The sequence below is a fragment of the Geminicoccus flavidas genome, from assembly GCF_009806515.1.
GTDB classification, from domain to species: domain Bacteria; phylum Pseudomonadota; class Alphaproteobacteria; order Geminicoccales; family Geminicoccaceae; genus Geminicoccus; species Geminicoccus flavidus.
The window spans coordinates 1-15,689 of sequence record NZ_WUJP01000685.1; the positions used below are offsets into that span (position 1 = coordinate 1).

Below are 15,689 nucleotides of genomic sequence, written 5' to 3' on the forward strand. Positions count from 1 at the left end.
GTCGATCAGGGCGTTGTAGGCGGCGAACAGCTCGATCCCGTCGAAGCCGGCCGCCTTTGCGCGGAGCGCGCAGCGGACGAAGCCGTCCTGGATCTCGGCGATCTCGGCCTGCGTCATGGCGTGGCTGCCGTCCGCGTCGTGGAAGGAGCGCATGCCGGACGGCGACCAGTTCGGTGCGAAGCTGTTGTCGGCATCGCCATGGGCGCCGACATGGTAGAGCTGCTGGATCATGACGACCCCATGCGGCCGGCAGGCTTCCACGAGTTGCCGGAAGGCCGGGATCACCCGGTCGTCGTCGGGCAGGTAGTTGCCGCGGGTGAGCACGGCGGTGCGGTGCACCGGGACCGGCTCCACCACGATCATGGCGGCGCCGCCGCGGGCGCGCTCCTCGTAATAGCCGATCGTGCGGGCGGATGGCAGGCCGCCTTCCGCCATGTTGTTGGTGTGCGCACCGAAGACGATCCGGTTCTTCAGCGTGCAGTGGCGGATCGTGAGCGGCGTGAACAGGTTGGGGAACATCCTGGCCTCCCGGTACGACGCTGACCCCGACTGTGCTGGTGCCACCGGCTGCCGGCAAGCGCCGCAGCTTGACTAAGCATTGACCGGGTCGTTCGATGCGAGGGTCCAGGACAATAACTTCGGGGGAGTTTCCATGCGTCTGAGCCGCCGCGATGTCGGCATTCTCCTGTCCGCCGCAGCGGCACTGGCCGCCGCCCGGCCGGCCAGTGCCCAGGGCAAGGGCAAGATCGTCTACATGATCCCGACCCTCCTGGACGAGTTCCAGACCGAGAGCCAGAAGGCGGTGGAATCGGTGTTCGGCTCGCTGGGCTACGAGGTCACCTCGGTGGACGCCCAGAACGACGCCGCCCGCCAGCTCTCCCAGCTGGAGGACCTGATCAACACCAAGCCCGACGCGGTGATCATCAACGCGGTGGCGTTCGACACGATCGTGCCCGGCATCGAGAAGGCGCGCGAGGCCGGGATCAAGGTCCTGAACTTCGACCGGCTGATCACCTCCACCCAGTTCGAGCTGACCTCGGTGGCCGGCACGGTGGAGATCGGCGAGATCGCCGCGGGCGAGGCCGTGCGGCTGCTCACCGAGCGCCACGGCTCGCCCAAGGGCAAGGTCCTGCAGATCCTGGGCGATCCCGGCGACGCCTATACGCTCGACATCCAGAAGGGCTTCGAGGCGGTGATGGCCAAGGAGGCGCCGGAGGTGGAGATCATCTCCAAGGCGGCGCTGCTCTGGGAGCCGACCAATGCCGGCCGGGCGTTCGAGGACCAGCTGCTGGTCACCCAGGACATCGACCTGGTGTTCTGCCATGCCGCGCACCTGACCGTGCCGATCGTCTCGATCATGGAAAGCAAGGGCATGAAGCCCGGCGAGATGATGCTGATGGCGTCCAACGGCGCGCCGGTCGGGCTCGACAATATCCGGGCCGGCTGGCAGCAGGTCGAGGTCGAGCAGCCGACCTATGCCCAGGTCTATGGGCTGGCCATGTTCATCGACAAGATCATGGCGGGCGAGGAGCTGCAGACCGGCTCCTACAAGGTGCTGGGGCTGGATGCGACGCTCACCAATGAGGACTGGGGCCCGAACCTGAAGATCCCGGGGGCGGCGATCACCAAGGAGAATGTCGACGACCCGCGCTTCTGGGGCAATCTGCAGTTCCCGAACGTACCGGTCGACGTGGTGAAGTGAGGCCGCCGGCCTGATTCTTCTCGTCTCCTGCGATGCCCCGGCCGATTAGCGGCCGGGGCATCCGACGTACCAGCCAAGAAGCACCTGAATGATCGCCGCGACCCCTGCCCCCTCGGCCAGCCGCATCCGCCTGGTCAAGCTGCTGCTCGACCACCTGGTCTGGTTCATCCTGGCGGTGATCCTGCTGATCTGCTCGCTCAGCATCGAGCATTTCTTCCAGGTCGGCATCTTCATCAACATCGCCCAGCACGCGACCTATGTCGGCCTGCTCTCGCTGGGGCTGGCCTTCTGCGTGATCGCCGGGCACATGGACCTGTCGATCGAGAGCGTCATGGCGTTCGCGGCGATGCTGGCGGCCGGGCTCACCGCCGCGCGCGGTTCGCCCTTCGCCTTCCAGGTGAACACCTGGGTCTCGCTCCTGCTGGTGCTGGGCTTCGGCGCGCTGGCCGGGCTGTTCAATGCGATCCTGATCGTGAAGTTCCGGCTCAACGCGTTCGTGGTGACGCTGGCCGCCTATATCGCGATCCGGGGCTTAGGATTGATCCTGACCGGCGGGCGCTCGATCTACGGCCTGCCCCAGGATTTCCGCGCGGTCGCCAACACCGACCTGCTGGGCCTGCCGATGCTGGTCTGGATCACCATCGTCACCTATCTAGCGTTCGGCCAGATCCTGAAGGGCTCCTTGTTCGGCCGGCGGGTCTATCTGGTGGGCGGCAACCCGGTGGCACCGTTCCGTGCCGGCATCAATGTCGAGCGGGTGCTGTTCGGGGTCTTCATCCTGTCCGGGGTGATCGCGGCATTCGCCGGCTGGCTGCTCGCCGCGCGTACCAATGGCGCCACGCCGAACCTGGGCATCGGCATGTTGTTCGAGGCGTTCGCCGCAGTGGTGATCGGCGGCGTGTCGCTGCGCGGCGGGATCGGCCAGCTGTCCGGCGTGTTCGCCGGTGTGCTGCTGCTTTCCACGATCGACACCGCGATCAACGTGATGGGGCTGGATGCCAGCTACATGCAGGTGATCCGCGGTGGGCTGATGCTGATCGCGGTGCTGCTGGACGGGGTGAAGACCGAGATCGCCAAGCGCCTCGGTTGAACGGCCGAGGCTGCGACATTCTGGCACAGGGCGGCGATGTCGCTTCGAGGAGGAAAGCTGCAAGAATCTCCCGGGTATTCGATCAATCTTACCCGATTGACCCAGGGGCTCATGAGAGTTCGATTTTTTCCGATGAGGCCGAAGTTCGGAAAATTCTATCTATTTCCGCAGCTTCGTCACTGTCGAGTTCATCCAACAACAGTAGTTTCATTGCCCAAGTGAGCGCTATTGTTTGAAACTCAACCAGCGATATAGTCCGTGACGTGAAGACGATGCCGCCGCAACGGCAGTGCAGCCGGGTCCTGGTCCCGCTGCGCCCGGCATCGCGCCGCTTCGGACCGCAATGCGTCATGGGGGACTACTGATGAGCAACTACCGTGCGATGGCCGACTGCATCGAGCCGGCCCAGCTCCAAGGCCTGGCCGAGGCCGCCCCCGCCTGGACTGGCCTTGCCGTCGACACCATCCACGATGCCGTCGTGAGCGCCGCGGTGCTCACCAGCGCGGCCTTCCGGATGCGCGACGAGGGCGCCCTGATCTCGGCGCTGCGCGGCTTGGCCACCGCGGTGGCCGACCTGGAGCTGGCGCACGCCAACGACAACGGCTGATGGCGGCGGGGCTGGACCATTGCTCCAGTCGCTTCGCTGACCGCTGCGCACCGGCCAGCCTGGGGGCTGGCCGGTGCCGCCGTTTTCAGCTTGCCCGCTGCGTTCACCCGTTGCAGTGCAGCGACGCGTCCCCCAACTGAAGCGCTTGCGGGGGATGTCGAAGGAACGACGCGTTGACGGAAAGCTGGCACGGCACGACGATCCTGTGCGTGCGCAAGGGGCCGATGGTGGTGATGGCCGGCGACGGCCAGGTCTCGCTCGGCCAGACCGTGATCAAGGGTAACGCGAAGAAGCTGCGCCGGGTGGGCGACGGCCAGATCCTGGCCGGATTCGCCGGGGCCACGGCGGATGCCTTCGCCCTGCTGGAGCGCCTGGAGGCCAAGCTGGAGCGTCATCCGGGCCAGCTCGCCCGTGCCTGTGTCGAGCTCGCCAAGGACTGGCGGACCGACCGCTACCTGCGCCGCCTGGAGGCGATGATGGCGGTGGCCGACAAGGATGTCTCGTTGGTGCTGACCGGCCAGGGCGACGTGCTGGAGCCGGAGTTCGGCGTGATCGGCATCGGCTCGGGCGGCAGCTACGCACTGGCCGCCGCACGGGCACTCCTGCCGGTGGAGGGGCTGGACGCCGAGGAGGTCGCACGTCGCGCCATGGCGATCGCCGCCGACATCTGCGTCTACACCAACCACCAGCTCACCCTCGAGAAGCTCGCCCTGTCATGACCGCGCTGACCCCCCGGGAGATCGTCTCCGAACTCGACCGCTTCATCGTCGGCCAGAACGCCGCCAAGCGCGCGGTCGCCATTGCGCTCCGCAACCGCTGGCGGCGCCAGCAAATCGACGAGCACCTGCGGGAAGAGGTGCTGCCGAAGAACATCCTGATGATCGGCCCGACCGGCTGCGGCAAGACCGAGATCGCTCGCCGCCTGGCGCGGCTGGCCCAGGCGCCGTTCCTCAAGGTCGAGGCCACCAAGTTCACCGAGGTCGGCTATGTCGGCCGGGACGTGGAGAGCATCGTCCGCGACCTGGTCGAGATCGCGATCAAGGAGACCCGCGAGCGGATGCGCCGCGAGGTGGCGGCCAAGGCCGAGACGGCCGCAGAGGAGCGGGTGCTGGATGCGCTGGTCGGCGCCCAGGCGTCCAAGGACACGCGCGAGGCGTTCCGCCGCCGCCTGCGGGATGGCCAGTTCGCCGACAAGGAAATCGAGATCGAGGTCGCCGACCAGCCCGGCGCCGGTATGCCGCTGTTCGACATTCCCGGGATGCAGGGCGCCCAGATGGGCATGGTCAATCTCGGCGACATGCTGGGCAAGGCGCTGGGCGGGCGCACCAAGCGGCGCAAGATGACCGTCGCCCAGTCCTACGAGATCCTGATGGCCGAAGAGAGCGACAAGCTGCTCGACCAGGACGTGGTGACCCGGACCGGGATCAAGGTGGCCGAGCAGAACGGCATCGTCTTCATCGACGAGATCGACAAGATCACCTCGCGCGAGGGCAAGGCCGGCGACGTCAGCCGGGAGGGCGTGCAGCGCGACCTCCTGCCGATCGTAGAAGGCACCTCGGTCGCGACCAAGCACGGCATGGTCCGTACCGAGCACATCCTGTTCATCACGTCGGGCGCCTTCCACCTGAGCAAGCCCTCCGACCTCCTGCCCGAGCTGCAGGGCCGCCTGCCGATCCGGGTGGAGCTCGACCCGTTGAGTGAGGCTGACCTGCGCCGGATCCTGGTGGAGCCGGAGGCCAGCCTGATCCGGCAGTACGTGGCACTCCTCGGCACGGAGAACGTCACGCTGGAGTTCGGCGAGGATTCGATCGACGCGATCGCGCGCCTGGCCGACGACATCAACCGCCGGGTCGAGAATATCGGCGCCAGGCGGCTGCAGACCGTGATGGAGAAGCTCCTGGAGGACGTCAGCTTCAGCGCCACCGACATGGGCGGGCAAACCGTCAAGGTCGACGCGGCGCTGGTCCAGGAAAAGGTCGGCTCGCTCTTGGGCAGCCACGACCTGTCGCGCTTCATCCTTTGAAGCACCGGCACCGGCACCGGTGAGCGGAGACGGCCCGGCACTGCTCCGCAGGGCGCGATGCCTCTCCGCCAACACAGCGTCGATCCGGCTGGCCGTGCCGGCCGACTTCCCGGCGATCGCAGCAGTCGAGCGGGCGGCGGCACAGATGTTCGCCGGCACCCACATGGACTGGGCGGTCGACGCGCCGCCGACCGATCCGAGCTGGCTGGCGGCTGCCTGGGGCCGCGGCTGGCTCTGGGTGGCGGCGGCATCGGGCGGGCGGATCGCCGGCTTCCTGATGGCCGCCCCGCTGGCCCGGGACCTGTTCGTGCAGGAACTGTCGGTGCACCCGGACCTGCACCGCCAGGGCATCGGCACGGCCCTGCTGGCGCAGGCGGCGGTAGCGGCGCAGAAGGCGGGGCTGCAAGGCGTCGCGCTGACGACCGACCGCACCCTGCCCTGGAACGCGCCGTTCTATGCCAGGCTGGGGTTCATCCTGCAGGACCAGCCTCCGCCGGCACTGCGTGACCGACTGGCGGCCGAGAGCCACGCCGGCATGGATCCCCGCCAGCGCTGCGCGATGCGCCTTGATCTCCGGGAGGCGCAGCAAGCGGTGGACGAGGATGGCGCCTAGCCGCCTGGTCGGGCTCGGGCGGCTCTTCCAGGCTGATGGTCGGCCTCGTCGAGATTGGCCGGCGCATGGACCGGGGAGGCGGTCGGGCGGCCGGCATGGTCATGGGGCGTGTCGCGCGGGATGATCGCGACGTCACCGGCCGCCACCGCGATCTCTTTGTCCGCGATCGTGAATCGTCCGTCCCCTGAAGCACCGGGCAGAGCCGCCCCGAGGCGAGGTTCTCAATTTTCCCGTGCCGGGTGTCGGCACCGAAGACGCCACGTCCCAGCCGGTCGAACTCCCCGGCCGGCGCCGGATACGGGCGGGCAAGTCGCTCCGTCATCGCCTTGTTCAGGGGCCTAGCGTTCTCCTGGCAGGATGGCGGGTTATGTCCGTCCCCGCCGTCATGTTCCGCCAGATGGGACGAGACCACGATCGCGTCGACATGGCGGGGGAGCGGCCGGGCCGTCGTAGGTATCGAGGCCGGCGATCACCCAGCCGCCACCATGACAGTGGACGATCACGGGGAACGGATCCTCGCCGGGCGTTTGGATCCGGATCGGTCTGCCGGAAAACGGTGGAACATCCGCTCGATCCGACCGCGACGACTTGGGCGGTACCGGGTTCCCCCGGCCGCGGTACCCGACCAACTGCCGCCACGGCATGGGTCGCCATAATCACATCGAGACATCGAGCAAATCAGTCTGCGCTGGAGCATGGCAACAAGCAGGCCTGATCTGGTCGGCAAAATCACACCACTGGAGCGATATTTTGCATGTCTCGCCGCGGGCGTTGTACCGGCTGCCGGCTCACAAGTTTTACAGATCGTCGCCGGAACGTCCGCCAAGGGTCACTGTTTCAGGGAATGACGGACGGCACCGCCCGAGTTGATCGGCGAAACGAACGAAGCCGTCGGTTGACCGATCGCAAGCGATCTCGGCTCGACAGGCCTCTAGGAGGAAGTTTCATGCGCAAGATACTGATGGCGACCACTGCCCTGGCCATCGTGCTTCTCCCGGCCATTTCCATGGCGCAGAGCAATGGCGGCGGTAGCGGTAGCAGTGGTGGCAGCGTCAGTGGCGGAACCACTACTGGCGCCGGCAGCGGCCAGACCGGCACCGGCAGCGGCGGCACCGACGGCGGCAGCGGCGGCACCGGCGACAACGGCAGCGGTAGCGGCAGCGGCGGTGATGGCGCGGGCGACGGTGGCTCGGGCGACAGTGGCACGGGCGACGGTGGCACGGGCGACGGTGGCACGGGCGACGGTGGCGCGGGCGGCGGCACTGACGGTGACACGGGCGGCGACGCCGGCCAGTCGGGTGCCGGCGCGGATACCGGCACGACCGGCATCGGCGGTACCGAAGACGGCACCGACTCCGGTGCGGCGACCGGTCAGTCGACGGAACAGGGACTGCAGCCGGACCAGGACAACGCTTGCGCGCCGGGCTCGGTCGGCTGCGAGCAGTAGCATCCAGGGACGCCGCTTCGGCGGCGTCCTACGGTCAATGCATTGGCCCCGGCGGGAGCGATCCGGCCGGGGTCATGCTCGTGTCGTGGTATCATTTCGGCGCTTCTACGCGCTGCGGTGCGAACGCTGCAGCTGGTCGGCGATGAAGCGAGCCAGGAACGGACCGAGCAGAAGGACCACCAGGAAGCGCACGGTCTGCAGGGCCATCACGAAGGCCAGGTCGACATCGCTGGACGCGGCGATGATCGCCACCGAATCCATGCCGCCGGGGCTGGTCGACAGATAGGCGGTCAGGGGATCGATCCCGAACTGCCAGGCGAGCAGGGCCGCCAAAGCCGCCGAGAACGCCATCAGCGCCAGGATCGAGGCCACGATCTGCGGCAGGGCGCGCGCCGCATGGCGCAGGATCTGCCGGGTGAAGCCCAGCCCGATGCTCCAGCCGAGCACCGCGTAGCTGATCGCCAGGAGCCATTCCGGCAGGACCAGCTCGACCAGGCCAAAGCCGTTCAGCAGGGCTGCCAGCACCATCGGCAGCAGGAAGGCACCGGCCGGGAACCGGGCGAGCCGGCCCAGCGCAACGCCGCCGAACGCGATCACCAGGGTGAGCAGCAGCGAGGCCGGGTCGACCGGCGGGAACCACACGATCGCCGGCAGGGTCGCACCGGACGCATCGACCCAGAACCGTGCCACCAGCGAGGCGGCCGCGGCGACGAACACCACGCGCAGATACTGCATGAACGCCACCAGCCGGGCGTCGGCGCCATAGGCCTCGGACATCAGCATCATCGCCGAGGCGGCACCGGGCGAGGAGCCCCAGACCGCCGTGGTGCCCGGCAGGATCCGGCTCCGGCTCATCAGCCAGCCGAGCGTGCTGCTGGCCGCCACGGTCGCGGCCACCACCGCCAGGAACAGGGGCCAGCGCTCGAGGAACAGGCCGAGGAACTCGGCATGGACGGCGGCGGCGATCATGCAGCCGATAATGCCCTGGGCCCCCCAGTAGGGCAGGCGCGGCACCCGCAGGGCCGTGCCATTCACGCCCAGCACCGCACCTGCCAGCATCGGGCCCAGGAGCAGGGCCGCCGGCAGGCCGAACCATTCGAGCAGGGCCGCCAGCAGGGCGGACAGGACCAGGAGGACGGTCCAGTGCAGCAGCACCGGCAGGTGCCGCCGCATGGCCGGCAGGTAGCGCGACAAGGGCATCGATCTCCGCACGGTCCGGGCGGACTGGTGGCCCCAGATGCGCCCTCCGGCCGGTCCCGGCAAGCCGGGCGTGACGCCGGTGCTCAGGCGGCGCGGTTGCGCAGGCGCTGGGCGTAGACGTTGATGATCAGGGCGAGCAGCAGGATCAGGCCGCGGATCAGCACCTTCAGGAAGCTGTCGATGTCGATATGGTCCAGGCCGTTGTTGAGCACGCCCAGGACCAGCAGGCCCAGGATGGTGTTGGGGATGCCGCCCTGGCCGCCGAACAGGCTGGTGCCGCCCACCACCACCGCGGCGATCGAATCGAGCAGATAGTCGTCGAACTCGTTCTGCTGGGCGCTGCCGTAATAGGCCACGCCCAGCATGCCGGCCACGCCGCAGCAGACCGCCGAGATGATCATCACCGCGGCGATCACCAGCTTGACGTTGACGCCCGAGAACTCGGCCGCCTCGCGGTTGCCGCCCACCATGTACACGTAGCGGCCAAAGCGCGTGTAGGTGAGCACCAGGTGGCCGACCAGCAGGAACAAGCAGGCCACCACCACGATGGACGGGAACGGCCCCATCATGCCCGAGCCCAGGAAGCGGACCGGATCGGGAATGGCATACGCGATCTGGCCACGCACCAGTAGGGCAGAGATGCCCGCGCCGATCTGCATCATGGCGAGCGTCATGATGAAGGACGGGATGCCGATGACCGTGACGCCCACGGCATTCACCGTGCCGAGCGCGAAGGCGGCCAGCAGGGCGAACAGGATCGCGACCGCACCCGGCATCGGCACGTTCGCGATGTTCACGTAGGTTTCCTGGAGGGTAAAATAGGCGACCACGATGCCGACCGCGTTCGCGATGCTGGCCACCGACAGGTCGATCTCGGCAGTCAGGATCACGAAGGTCAGGCCGGTCGCGATGATCGCGGTGATCGAGACCTGGCGCATGATGTTGCCCAGATTGTCCAGCGTCGCAAAGGACGGTGCCATCAGGCTGAACACCAGGACCAGGAACAGGAGGGTGACCAGGGGGGCCAGGTTGGTCAGCCGGCCGGCCACCCAGCGGCCGATGCTGCCGCCCTCACGCCCCGCCGCACTCGCCACATCAGCATTCATGGATCCGACTTCCTTCAGGCGGCCGCGAGCAGCTGGTCCTTGCTGACGCCACGCTCCGCGAATTCTTGCGCGATCTGGCCCTTGCGCATCACCAGGATGCGGTCGGCCATGGTCAGCACCGTCTCGGGCTCGGCCGAGGCCACCACCACCGCCACGCCCTTTTCCTTCAGGCCCTTGACGATCTTCACCACGTCGTCCTTGGCGCCGACATCCATGCCCTTGGTGGGCTCGGAGAGGACCAGGAGGCGCGGCAGGTGGGTCAGCCAGCGGGCCAGCGCCACCTTCTGCTGGTTGCCGCCCGACAGCTTGCGTACCTCGGGCTCGACCGAGAACGGTCGGATCCGGAGCGCGTCGACATGGCCTTGCGCGATCCGGCGCTCCTCGGCCGGCTTGAGCAGAAGGCGGGAGATCCGCTCCAGTATGCTGATCGAGATGTTCTTGTAGACCGGCTCATGGGTGAACAGCATGGCGCGCCGGCTCTCGGGCACCAGTGCGATCCCGGCCTTCTTGGCGTCCGCCGTGCTGCGCAGGCGGATCTCCTGGCCGCCCATGCTGACCGTACCGCCATGCAGCCGGGCTTTGCCCATCAATGCCCGGGCGAGCTCGGTCTGACCCGAGCCCATGAAGCCGTACAGGCCCACCACCTCGCCGGCCTTCACGTCGAAGCTCACGTCGGCGAAGCTGCGCGGGCGCGACAGGCCGCGCGCCGAGAACACCACCGGAGCACCCTTCGGGCTTTCCAGGCGGATCTCGCCCAGCATGGCGTCGGCCAGCTCATGATGGCCCGCCCCGATCATCTGCTCGATCACCCAGGCCTTGTCGACCGAGGCGGCATCGACCGTGGCGACCTTGCGGCTGTTGCGGAACACAGTCACCCGGTCCGAGACTTCCAGGATGTCCTCCAGGAAGTGCGAGATGAACACAAACGTGGTGCCCTTGGCCTTGAGCCGGCCCAGCACCTCGAACAGGTGCTTCACCTCGGGCGGGGACAGGGCCGAGGTCGGCTCGTCCAGGATGACGATGCGCGCCCCGGAGAACAGGACCCGGCCGATCTCGATGAGCTGCTGCATCCCGATCGGTAGAGTGCCGGTCTCGCGCGACGGATCGATGTCGATGCCCAGGAGCTGCAGGTGCTCACGCGCCTCGCGCTTCATCCGGCCCCAGGAGACGACGCCCAGCCCGTTGGTCGGCTGCACGCCCAGGAACACGTTCTCGGCCACGGAGAGCTGCGGGACGATCGAGAGCTCCTGGTGGACCATGCCGATGCCGGCGGCCAGCGCGTCGCGGGCCGAGCGGAAGTGCACCGGCTGCCCGTCGATGCGCATCTCGCCGTCATAGCCGTGATGGACGCCGGCGATGATCTTCATGAGCGTCGACTTGCCGGCGCCGTTCTCGCCGACCAGCCCATGCACCTCGCCGCGCCGCAGGTCGAAATCGATCCCGGTGAGTGCCGTTACGCCGCCGAAGCGTTTGCCGATCCCGACCATCTCCAGGATCGGGGTTTCCTTGCCTTCGCTCATCGCGCGATCCGGCCCTGCCGCCTCATGAATCTCGTCGTTTCTGTCAGGGATGGCGCGACCGGCAGGCCGGCCGCGCCGCCCGTTCCATCAGATCAGGAAGTGCCGCTGCATCCAGAGCATGCCCTCGGCATTGTTCTTGGTCACCACCGGGCCGTCAGTGACCACGTGCTTGGGGATGCCCTCGCCGGTCTTCTCGCCGGCCACCACCGCAGCCACGCCGGCCATGATGGCGCCGCCATGGATGCGGCAGGACGGGTTGCGCACGGTGGCGTGCATCCGGCCGTCCAGGACCGCTTCCACCGCCGGCGGCATGGCGTCGACGCCGCCCACCAGGATGTTCTCGCGGCCGCGCGCCTTCATGACGTTCTGGGCGGCCAGCGCCATGTCGTCATTGTGGAAGAAGGCGGCGTCGATCTGGGAATGCTTGGTGAGCAGGCTGTCCCAGATCCGGGTGGCCTTGGTCACGTCCCAGTCGGCGGGCTGCTCGTCCAGCACCTCGATGTCCGGGAACTTCTCGACCACCGACTTGAAGCCGCGGGCACGGCCCTGGGCGCCGGTATGGCCGAGCGCGCCCTGGGTCATCACGATCTTGCCCTTGCCGCCGATCGCATCGACCAGGGCCTGGGTGACCGCGGCGCCCATGAACTCGTTGTCCGGGGCCAGGAAGCTGTGCACGTCGATCTGATCGAGCGGGGCGATCAGCGTGTCCATGTCGATCACCGGCGTGCCGGCGTCGATCATGCGCTTGACCGGGTCGGTCAGCGTGCCGATGCCGAACGCCTGGATCGCCACGAAGTCCCACTTCTGGGACGCCATGTTGTCGATGGCGGCGCGCTGCTTGGGGGCGGAGAGCTCACCGTCGAACCAAGTGACCTCGACGTTGAACAGCTTGCCCCAGTATTCCGCCGCCTGCTTGCCCTGGGCGCACCAGGTCGCCTGGAGGCCGGCATTGGAGAAGGCGGCCTTCAGCGGCTTTTCCGAGCGGCCCATCTCCTGGGCCAGCGCCGCACCCATCATCGGGCTCATGCCCATGCCGCCCAGGACCGCCGCCGCCGCAGCGCTGGAGCCAGTCACCTTGTTGATGAACGAGCGACGAGTTTCCGGCGTGACGCCGAACTTCCGGGTCATCGGTTCCAACCTCCCTGAAGGCGGCCTTCTCGGTCCGCTCTGCCGCCAAACTCTTGAGCGAGCCATGAGTGCTTGGCAAGCGGTCCCCGCGGAAAGCCGGGGCAAAAGTCATACTTTAGCTGCACGGATTGCGGAAGCGGGCGCAGCGGCCTCAGGCGGCCGGTCCGGCAGCCGCTGCCACGGCGCGCCGGCGCCCCCAGGCGTCCAGGGCCGTGCGCAGGAAGAAGATCAGCAGCCAGCCGCAAAAGGCGCCGGTCGTGTTGGTGATCACGTCGTCCACCGAGGGGACCCGGCCCGGCACGGTCAGCTGGATGAACTCGATGCTGCCGCTGATGGCCAGCCCAGTCGCCAGCACCGAGAACAGGGTGGCGCCCGGCCAGATCGCCGCCACCACGCCGAGCGGGACGAAGCCCAGCACGTTCTCCCAGGCGTCGCGGGTCCAGATGTCCTGGAACGGGACGAGGCGCGGCTCGCGGTCGAGGAAGACGATGCGGTGCGGACGGGACAGCACGCCCGGTGCCAGCAGGTCATAGGCCCGCTCGCCCACCCTCACCTCGGTAAAGGAGATCTCGCCCAGGAAGAAGCGGCGCATGTTGATGTCGCTGCCGAGTGCCAGCTTGTAGCCGCTGATCCAGCGCCGGCGGGGATCGTCGCGATAGCGGTGGCGGATCACCGTCCTGCCGTCCACCTGCACGGTCAGCTCCGGCCCCACCAGCGCCAGCTCCAGGCGTAGCGGGCGGCCCTCCTGGAACACGCCGCGGGCGCGCAGGGGCGGGTAGCCGTCGAGATTGGTGCCCTTGGCGCGCAGATGCACCAGCAGGACGTCCTGGTCACGGTCGATCGAGAGCAGACGACCGTGCCAGCCCAGCGTGATGGCGAACAGGCGGCCGAGGAAGCGCGGATGGGGCGGGCCGGGCAGGACGTCCAGCCGTACCCGCAGCGGCGCGCCCCGCTTCACCTCGGCCAGCCATTCCGGTGCCGCGTAGCTGCGCAGCACGCCCGGCCGGTCGAACAGGGCCTGGCCCTCGGCGCCGATCTCCACCTGGTTCAGTACCTGGCGCGGCAGCCGCCATTCGAGCGGCCAGAACACTGCGAAGAAGTAGCTGACCAGCACCACGACCAGCGCCGCGATCCGCACCGGCGGCGTGAGGACCGCGCTGATCTCCTCATGGACCAGGAAGCGGCGGAGCAGGCGCCGCGGCCGGTGCGCGCCAAGCTGCGCACGCACCATGCGCAAGGGGCGCCGCCAGGCGGCGCCCCTGCGGCTACTCCCGCCAGGATTGCTCAGGCCGAAACCGCTCAGGAGAGCGCCTTGGCCAGCCCCTTGTCGAGGGCGTCCAGGAAGCCGGTGGTGGTGAGCCAGGGCTGGTCGGGGCCGATCAGCACCGCCAGGTCCTTGGTCATCTGCCCGTTCTCGACCGTGTCGATGCAGACCTTCTCCAGCGTCTGGGCGAACTGCTCGACGTCCGGCGTGCCGTCAATCCGGGCGCGGTAGGTCAGCCCGCGGGTCCAGGCGAAGATCGAGGCGATCGGGTTGGTCGAGGTCTGCTTGCCCTTCTGGTGCTCGCGATAATGGCGGGTCACGGTGCCGTGCGCCGCCTCGGCCTCGACCGTGCCGCCGTCCGGGGTCATCAGCACCGAGGTCATCAGGCCCAGCGAGCCGAAGCCCTGCGCCACCGTGTCGGACTGCACGTCGCCGTCATAGTTCTTGCAGGCCCAGACATAGCCGCCCGACCACTTCAGCGCCGAGGCGACCATGTCGTCGATCAGCCGGTGCTCGTAGACCGTGCCCGCCGCCTTGAACTTGTCAGCGAACTCGGCGTCGAACACTTCCTGGAACAGGTCCTTGAACCGGCCATCATAGGCCTTCAGGATCGTGTTCTTGGTCGAGAGGTAGAGCGGCCACTTGCGCTGCAGCGCGTAGTTCATGGACGCGCGGGCGAACTCGCGGATCGACTCGTCCAGGTTGTACATGGCCATCGCCACGCCCGAGCCCTGGAAGTCGTAGACCTCGTGCTGGATCGGTGCGGAGCCGTCCTCGGGCTGGAAGGTAATGGTGAGCTTGCCCTTGCCCGGCACCTTGAAGTCGGTGGCGCGGTACTGGTCGCCGAAGGCATGGCGGCCGATCACGATCGGCTGGGTCCAGCCCGGCACCAGGCGCGGCACGTTCTGGCAGATGATCGGCTCGCGGAAGATCGTGCCGCCCAGGATGTTGCGGATCGTGCCGTTGGGCGACTTCCACATCTTCTTGAGGCCGAACTCCTCGACCCGCGCCTCGTCCGGCGTAATCGTCGCGCACTTCACGCCGACATTGTGCTTCTTGATCGCCTCTGCCGCTTCGACCGTCACCCGATCGTCCGTGGCGTCGCGATGCTCGATGCCGAGGTCGTAGTAGAGGAGCTCGATGTCCAGGTAGGGCAGGATCAGCTTGTCCTTGATCATCTGCCAGATGATCCGGGTCATCTCGTCGCCGTCGAGCTCGACGATCGGGTTCTTGACCTTGATCTTCGCCATCCTTGACTCCTCTATCGCCGCAGGTCCGGCGCTCCGTGCGCGTCGCGGGCCTTCTAGTCGCCCCGGGCGGCAGGGCTCAAGCCGCGTTCCACAGGGCGTCCTTGATCTTGCCGACAAAGGCGGCGTGCGCGGCCAGTTCCTCAGGGGTGGCGGCATGCGGCCTGGCCGGGCGGAACGGCCGCTCGGCAGGACCGGCCGCAGCCAGCCCCGACCGGGCGTCCATCGAGAAGCCCAGCGCTGCCTGCCGGCCGCCCAGCAGGTGGACATAGACCTCAGCCAGGAGCTCGCAGTCGAGCAGCGCCCCATGGAACACGCGGCCGGAATTGTCCACCGAGAAGCGCCGGCACAGGGCATCGAGGCTGGCCGGTGCCCCCGGGAACTTGCGCTGGGCCAGCATCAGCGTGTCAACCGCCCGGTCGAACGGCAGCTCCGGCCGGCGCGCGCGGAACAGTTCCGCGTTCAAAAAGCGCATGTCGAACGGCGCGTTGTGGATGATCAGCGGGTCGTCGCCGATGAACTCCAGGAACGCGTCGACCATGTCCTTGAAGCGCGGCTGACCCACCAGCTTGTCGGTAGTGATGCCATGGATGCGCGCAGCCTCCTCCGGCACGTCGCGCTGCGGGTCGATCAGCGTGTAGAAGGTCTTGCCGGTCGGCACCTGGTGGACCAGCTCCAGGCAGGCGATCTCCAGGATCCGGTGGCCGTCGCGTGGGTTCAGCCCGGTGGTCTCGGTGTCGAG

16 protein-coding genes are annotated in these 15,689 nt (G+C 68.0%); 7 read left to right on the plus strand and 9 right to left on the minus strand.

Annotated elements, in window-relative coordinates:
* Positions 1–519 (minus strand): oxidoreductase (locus tag EQG76_RS19435; protein WP_456237663.1); only part of this gene is annotated, 519 nt, incomplete at its 3' end.
* 133 nt (positions 520–652) lie between these two features.
* Here EQG76_RS19435 and EQG76_RS19440 point away from each other — a divergent pair.
* From EQG76_RS19440 to EQG76_RS19465, 6 genes are all read left to right on the plus strand, one after another.
* Positions 653–1,702 (plus strand): sugar ABC transporter substrate-binding protein, encoded by a 1,050-nt coding sequence (locus tag EQG76_RS19440; RefSeq protein WP_159716009.1) that lies wholly within the window; start codon positions 653–655, stop codon positions 1,700–1,702.
* A gap of 88 nt (positions 1,703–1,790) precedes the next feature.
* Positions 1,791–2,792: an ABC transporter permease gene (locus EQG76_RS19445; protein ID WP_159716010.1), complete on the plus strand. Its 1,002-nt coding sequence runs from the start codon at positions 1,791–1,793 to the stop codon at positions 2,790–2,792.
* Between the two features lie 364 nt (positions 2,793–3,156).
* On the plus strand, positions 3,157–3,399 hold the full coding sequence (locus tag EQG76_RS19450) for a hypothetical protein (protein WP_159716011.1): 243 nt from the start codon (positions 3,157–3,159) through the stop codon (positions 3,397–3,399).
* Between the two features lie 173 nt (positions 3,400–3,572).
* Positions 3,573–4,118: an ATP-dependent protease subunit HslV gene (gene hslV, locus EQG76_RS19455; RefSeq protein ID WP_255476569.1), complete on the plus strand. Its 546-nt coding sequence runs from the start codon at positions 3,573–3,575 to the stop codon at positions 4,116–4,118.
* Positions 4,115–5,422, plus strand: a complete 1,308-nt coding sequence (hslU, locus tag EQG76_RS19460; RefSeq protein WP_159716012.1) for an ATP-dependent protease ATPase subunit HslU — start codon at positions 4,115–4,117, stop codon at positions 5,420–5,422. Before hslV ends, hslU begins: the two co-directional genes overlap by 4 nt.
* Positions 5,423–5,441: 19 nt before the next feature.
* A complete protein-coding gene (locus EQG76_RS19465; RefSeq protein ID WP_200840950.1) occupies positions 5,442–6,035 on the plus strand; it encodes a GNAT family N-acetyltransferase in 594 nt (197 codons plus the stop codon).
* Here the strand turns inward: EQG76_RS19465 and EQG76_RS19470 are convergent.
* Complete coding sequence (locus tag EQG76_RS19470) at positions 6,032–6,235, minus strand: cupin domain-containing protein (protein ID WP_159716023.1); 204 nt, start codon at positions 6,233–6,235, stop codon at positions 6,032–6,034. The genes EQG76_RS19465 and EQG76_RS19470 overlap by 4 nt on opposite strands.
* Positions 6,236–6,981: 746 nt before the next feature.
* On the opposite strand from EQG76_RS19470, the gene EQG76_RS19475 reads away from it, so the two are divergent.
* A complete protein-coding gene (locus EQG76_RS19475; protein ID WP_159716013.1) occupies positions 6,982–7,482 on the plus strand; it encodes a hypothetical protein in 501 nt (166 codons plus the stop codon).
* A 105-nt stretch (positions 7,483–7,587) separates the two neighbouring features.
* Here the strand turns inward: EQG76_RS19475 and EQG76_RS19480 are convergent, their stop codons facing one another.
* From EQG76_RS19480 to dnaQ, 7 genes are all read right to left on the minus strand, one after another.
* Complete coding sequence (locus EQG76_RS19480) at positions 7,588–8,682, minus strand: AbrB family transcriptional regulator (RefSeq protein ID WP_159716014.1); 1,095 nt, start codon at positions 8,680–8,682, stop codon at positions 7,588–7,590.
* A gap of 83 nt (positions 8,683–8,765) precedes the next feature.
* On the minus strand, positions 8,766–9,788 hold the full coding sequence (locus EQG76_RS19485) for an ABC transporter permease (protein ID WP_159716015.1): 1,023 nt from the start codon (positions 9,786–9,788) through the stop codon (positions 8,766–8,768).
* Between the two features lie 14 nt (positions 9,789–9,802).
* The gene (locus EQG76_RS19490) at positions 9,803–11,308 is read right to left on the minus strand and encodes a sugar ABC transporter ATP-binding protein (RefSeq protein ID WP_159716016.1); all 1,506 of its coding nucleotides are present in this window, start codon (positions 11,306–11,308) and stop codon (positions 9,803–9,805) included.
* Positions 11,309–11,395: 87 nt separating this feature from the next.
* Complete coding sequence (locus EQG76_RS19495) at positions 11,396–12,340, minus strand: sugar ABC transporter substrate-binding protein (protein WP_407925554.1); 945 nt, start codon at positions 12,338–12,340, stop codon at positions 11,396–11,398.
* A gap of 247 nt (positions 12,341–12,587) precedes the next feature.
* Entirely contained in the window at positions 12,588–13,667 is a 1,080-nt protein-coding gene (locus tag EQG76_RS19500; RefSeq protein ID WP_235031460.1) for a VanZ family protein, read from the minus strand.
* A 68-nt stretch (positions 13,668–13,735) separates the two neighbouring features.
* Entirely contained in the window at positions 13,736–14,950 is a 1,215-nt protein-coding gene (locus tag EQG76_RS19505; protein ID WP_159716019.1) for an NADP-dependent isocitrate dehydrogenase, read from the minus strand.
* Positions 14,951–15,026: 76 nt separating this feature from the next.
* A partial coding sequence (dnaQ, locus tag EQG76_RS19510; RefSeq protein WP_159716020.1) for a DNA polymerase III subunit epsilon occupies positions 15,027–15,689 on the minus strand: 663 nt, incomplete at its 5' end.

Excerpts from the sequence above, each read along its gene's own strand:
- EQG76_RS19440 (WP_159716009.1), top strand. The coding sequence starts at position 653 with ATGCGTCTGAGCCGCCGCGATGTCGGCATTCTCCTGTCCGCCGCAGCG.
- EQG76_RS19445 (WP_159716010.1), top strand. The coding sequence starts at position 1,791 with ATGATCGCCGCGACCCCTGCCCCCTCGGCCAGCCGCATCCGCCTGGTC.
- EQG76_RS19450 (WP_159716011.1), top strand. The coding sequence starts at position 3,157 with ATGAGCAACTACCGTGCGATGGCCGACTGCATCGAGCCGGCCCAGCTC.
- hslU (WP_159716012.1), top strand. The coding sequence starts at position 4,115 with ATGACCGCGCTGACCCCCCGGGAGATCGTCTCCGAACTCGACCGCTTC.
- EQG76_RS19475 (WP_159716013.1), top strand. The coding sequence starts at position 6,982 with ATGCGCAAGATACTGATGGCGACCACTGCCCTGGCCATCGTGCTTCTC.
- EQG76_RS19480 (WP_159716014.1), bottom strand. The coding sequence starts at position 8,682 with ATGCCCTTGTCGCGCTACCTGCCGGCCATGCGGCGGCACCTGCCGGTG.
- EQG76_RS19485 (WP_159716015.1), bottom strand. The coding sequence starts at position 9,788 with ATGAATGCTGATGTGGCGAGTGCGGCGGGGCGTGAGGGCGGCAGCATC.
- EQG76_RS19490 (WP_159716016.1), bottom strand. The coding sequence starts at position 11,308 with ATGAGCGAAGGCAAGGAAACCCCGATCCTGGAGATGGTCGGGATCGGC.
- EQG76_RS19495 (WP_407925554.1), bottom strand. The coding sequence starts at position 12,340 with ATGGGCATGAGCCCGATGATGGGTGCGGCGCTGGCCCAGGAGATGGGC.
- EQG76_RS19500 (WP_235031460.1), bottom strand. The coding sequence starts at position 13,667 with ATGGTGCGTGCGCAGCTTGGCGCGCACCGGCCGCGGCGCCTGCTCCGC.
- EQG76_RS19505 (WP_159716019.1), bottom strand. The coding sequence starts at position 14,950 with ATGGCGAAGATCAAGGTCAAGAACCCGATCGTCGAGCTCGACGGCGAC.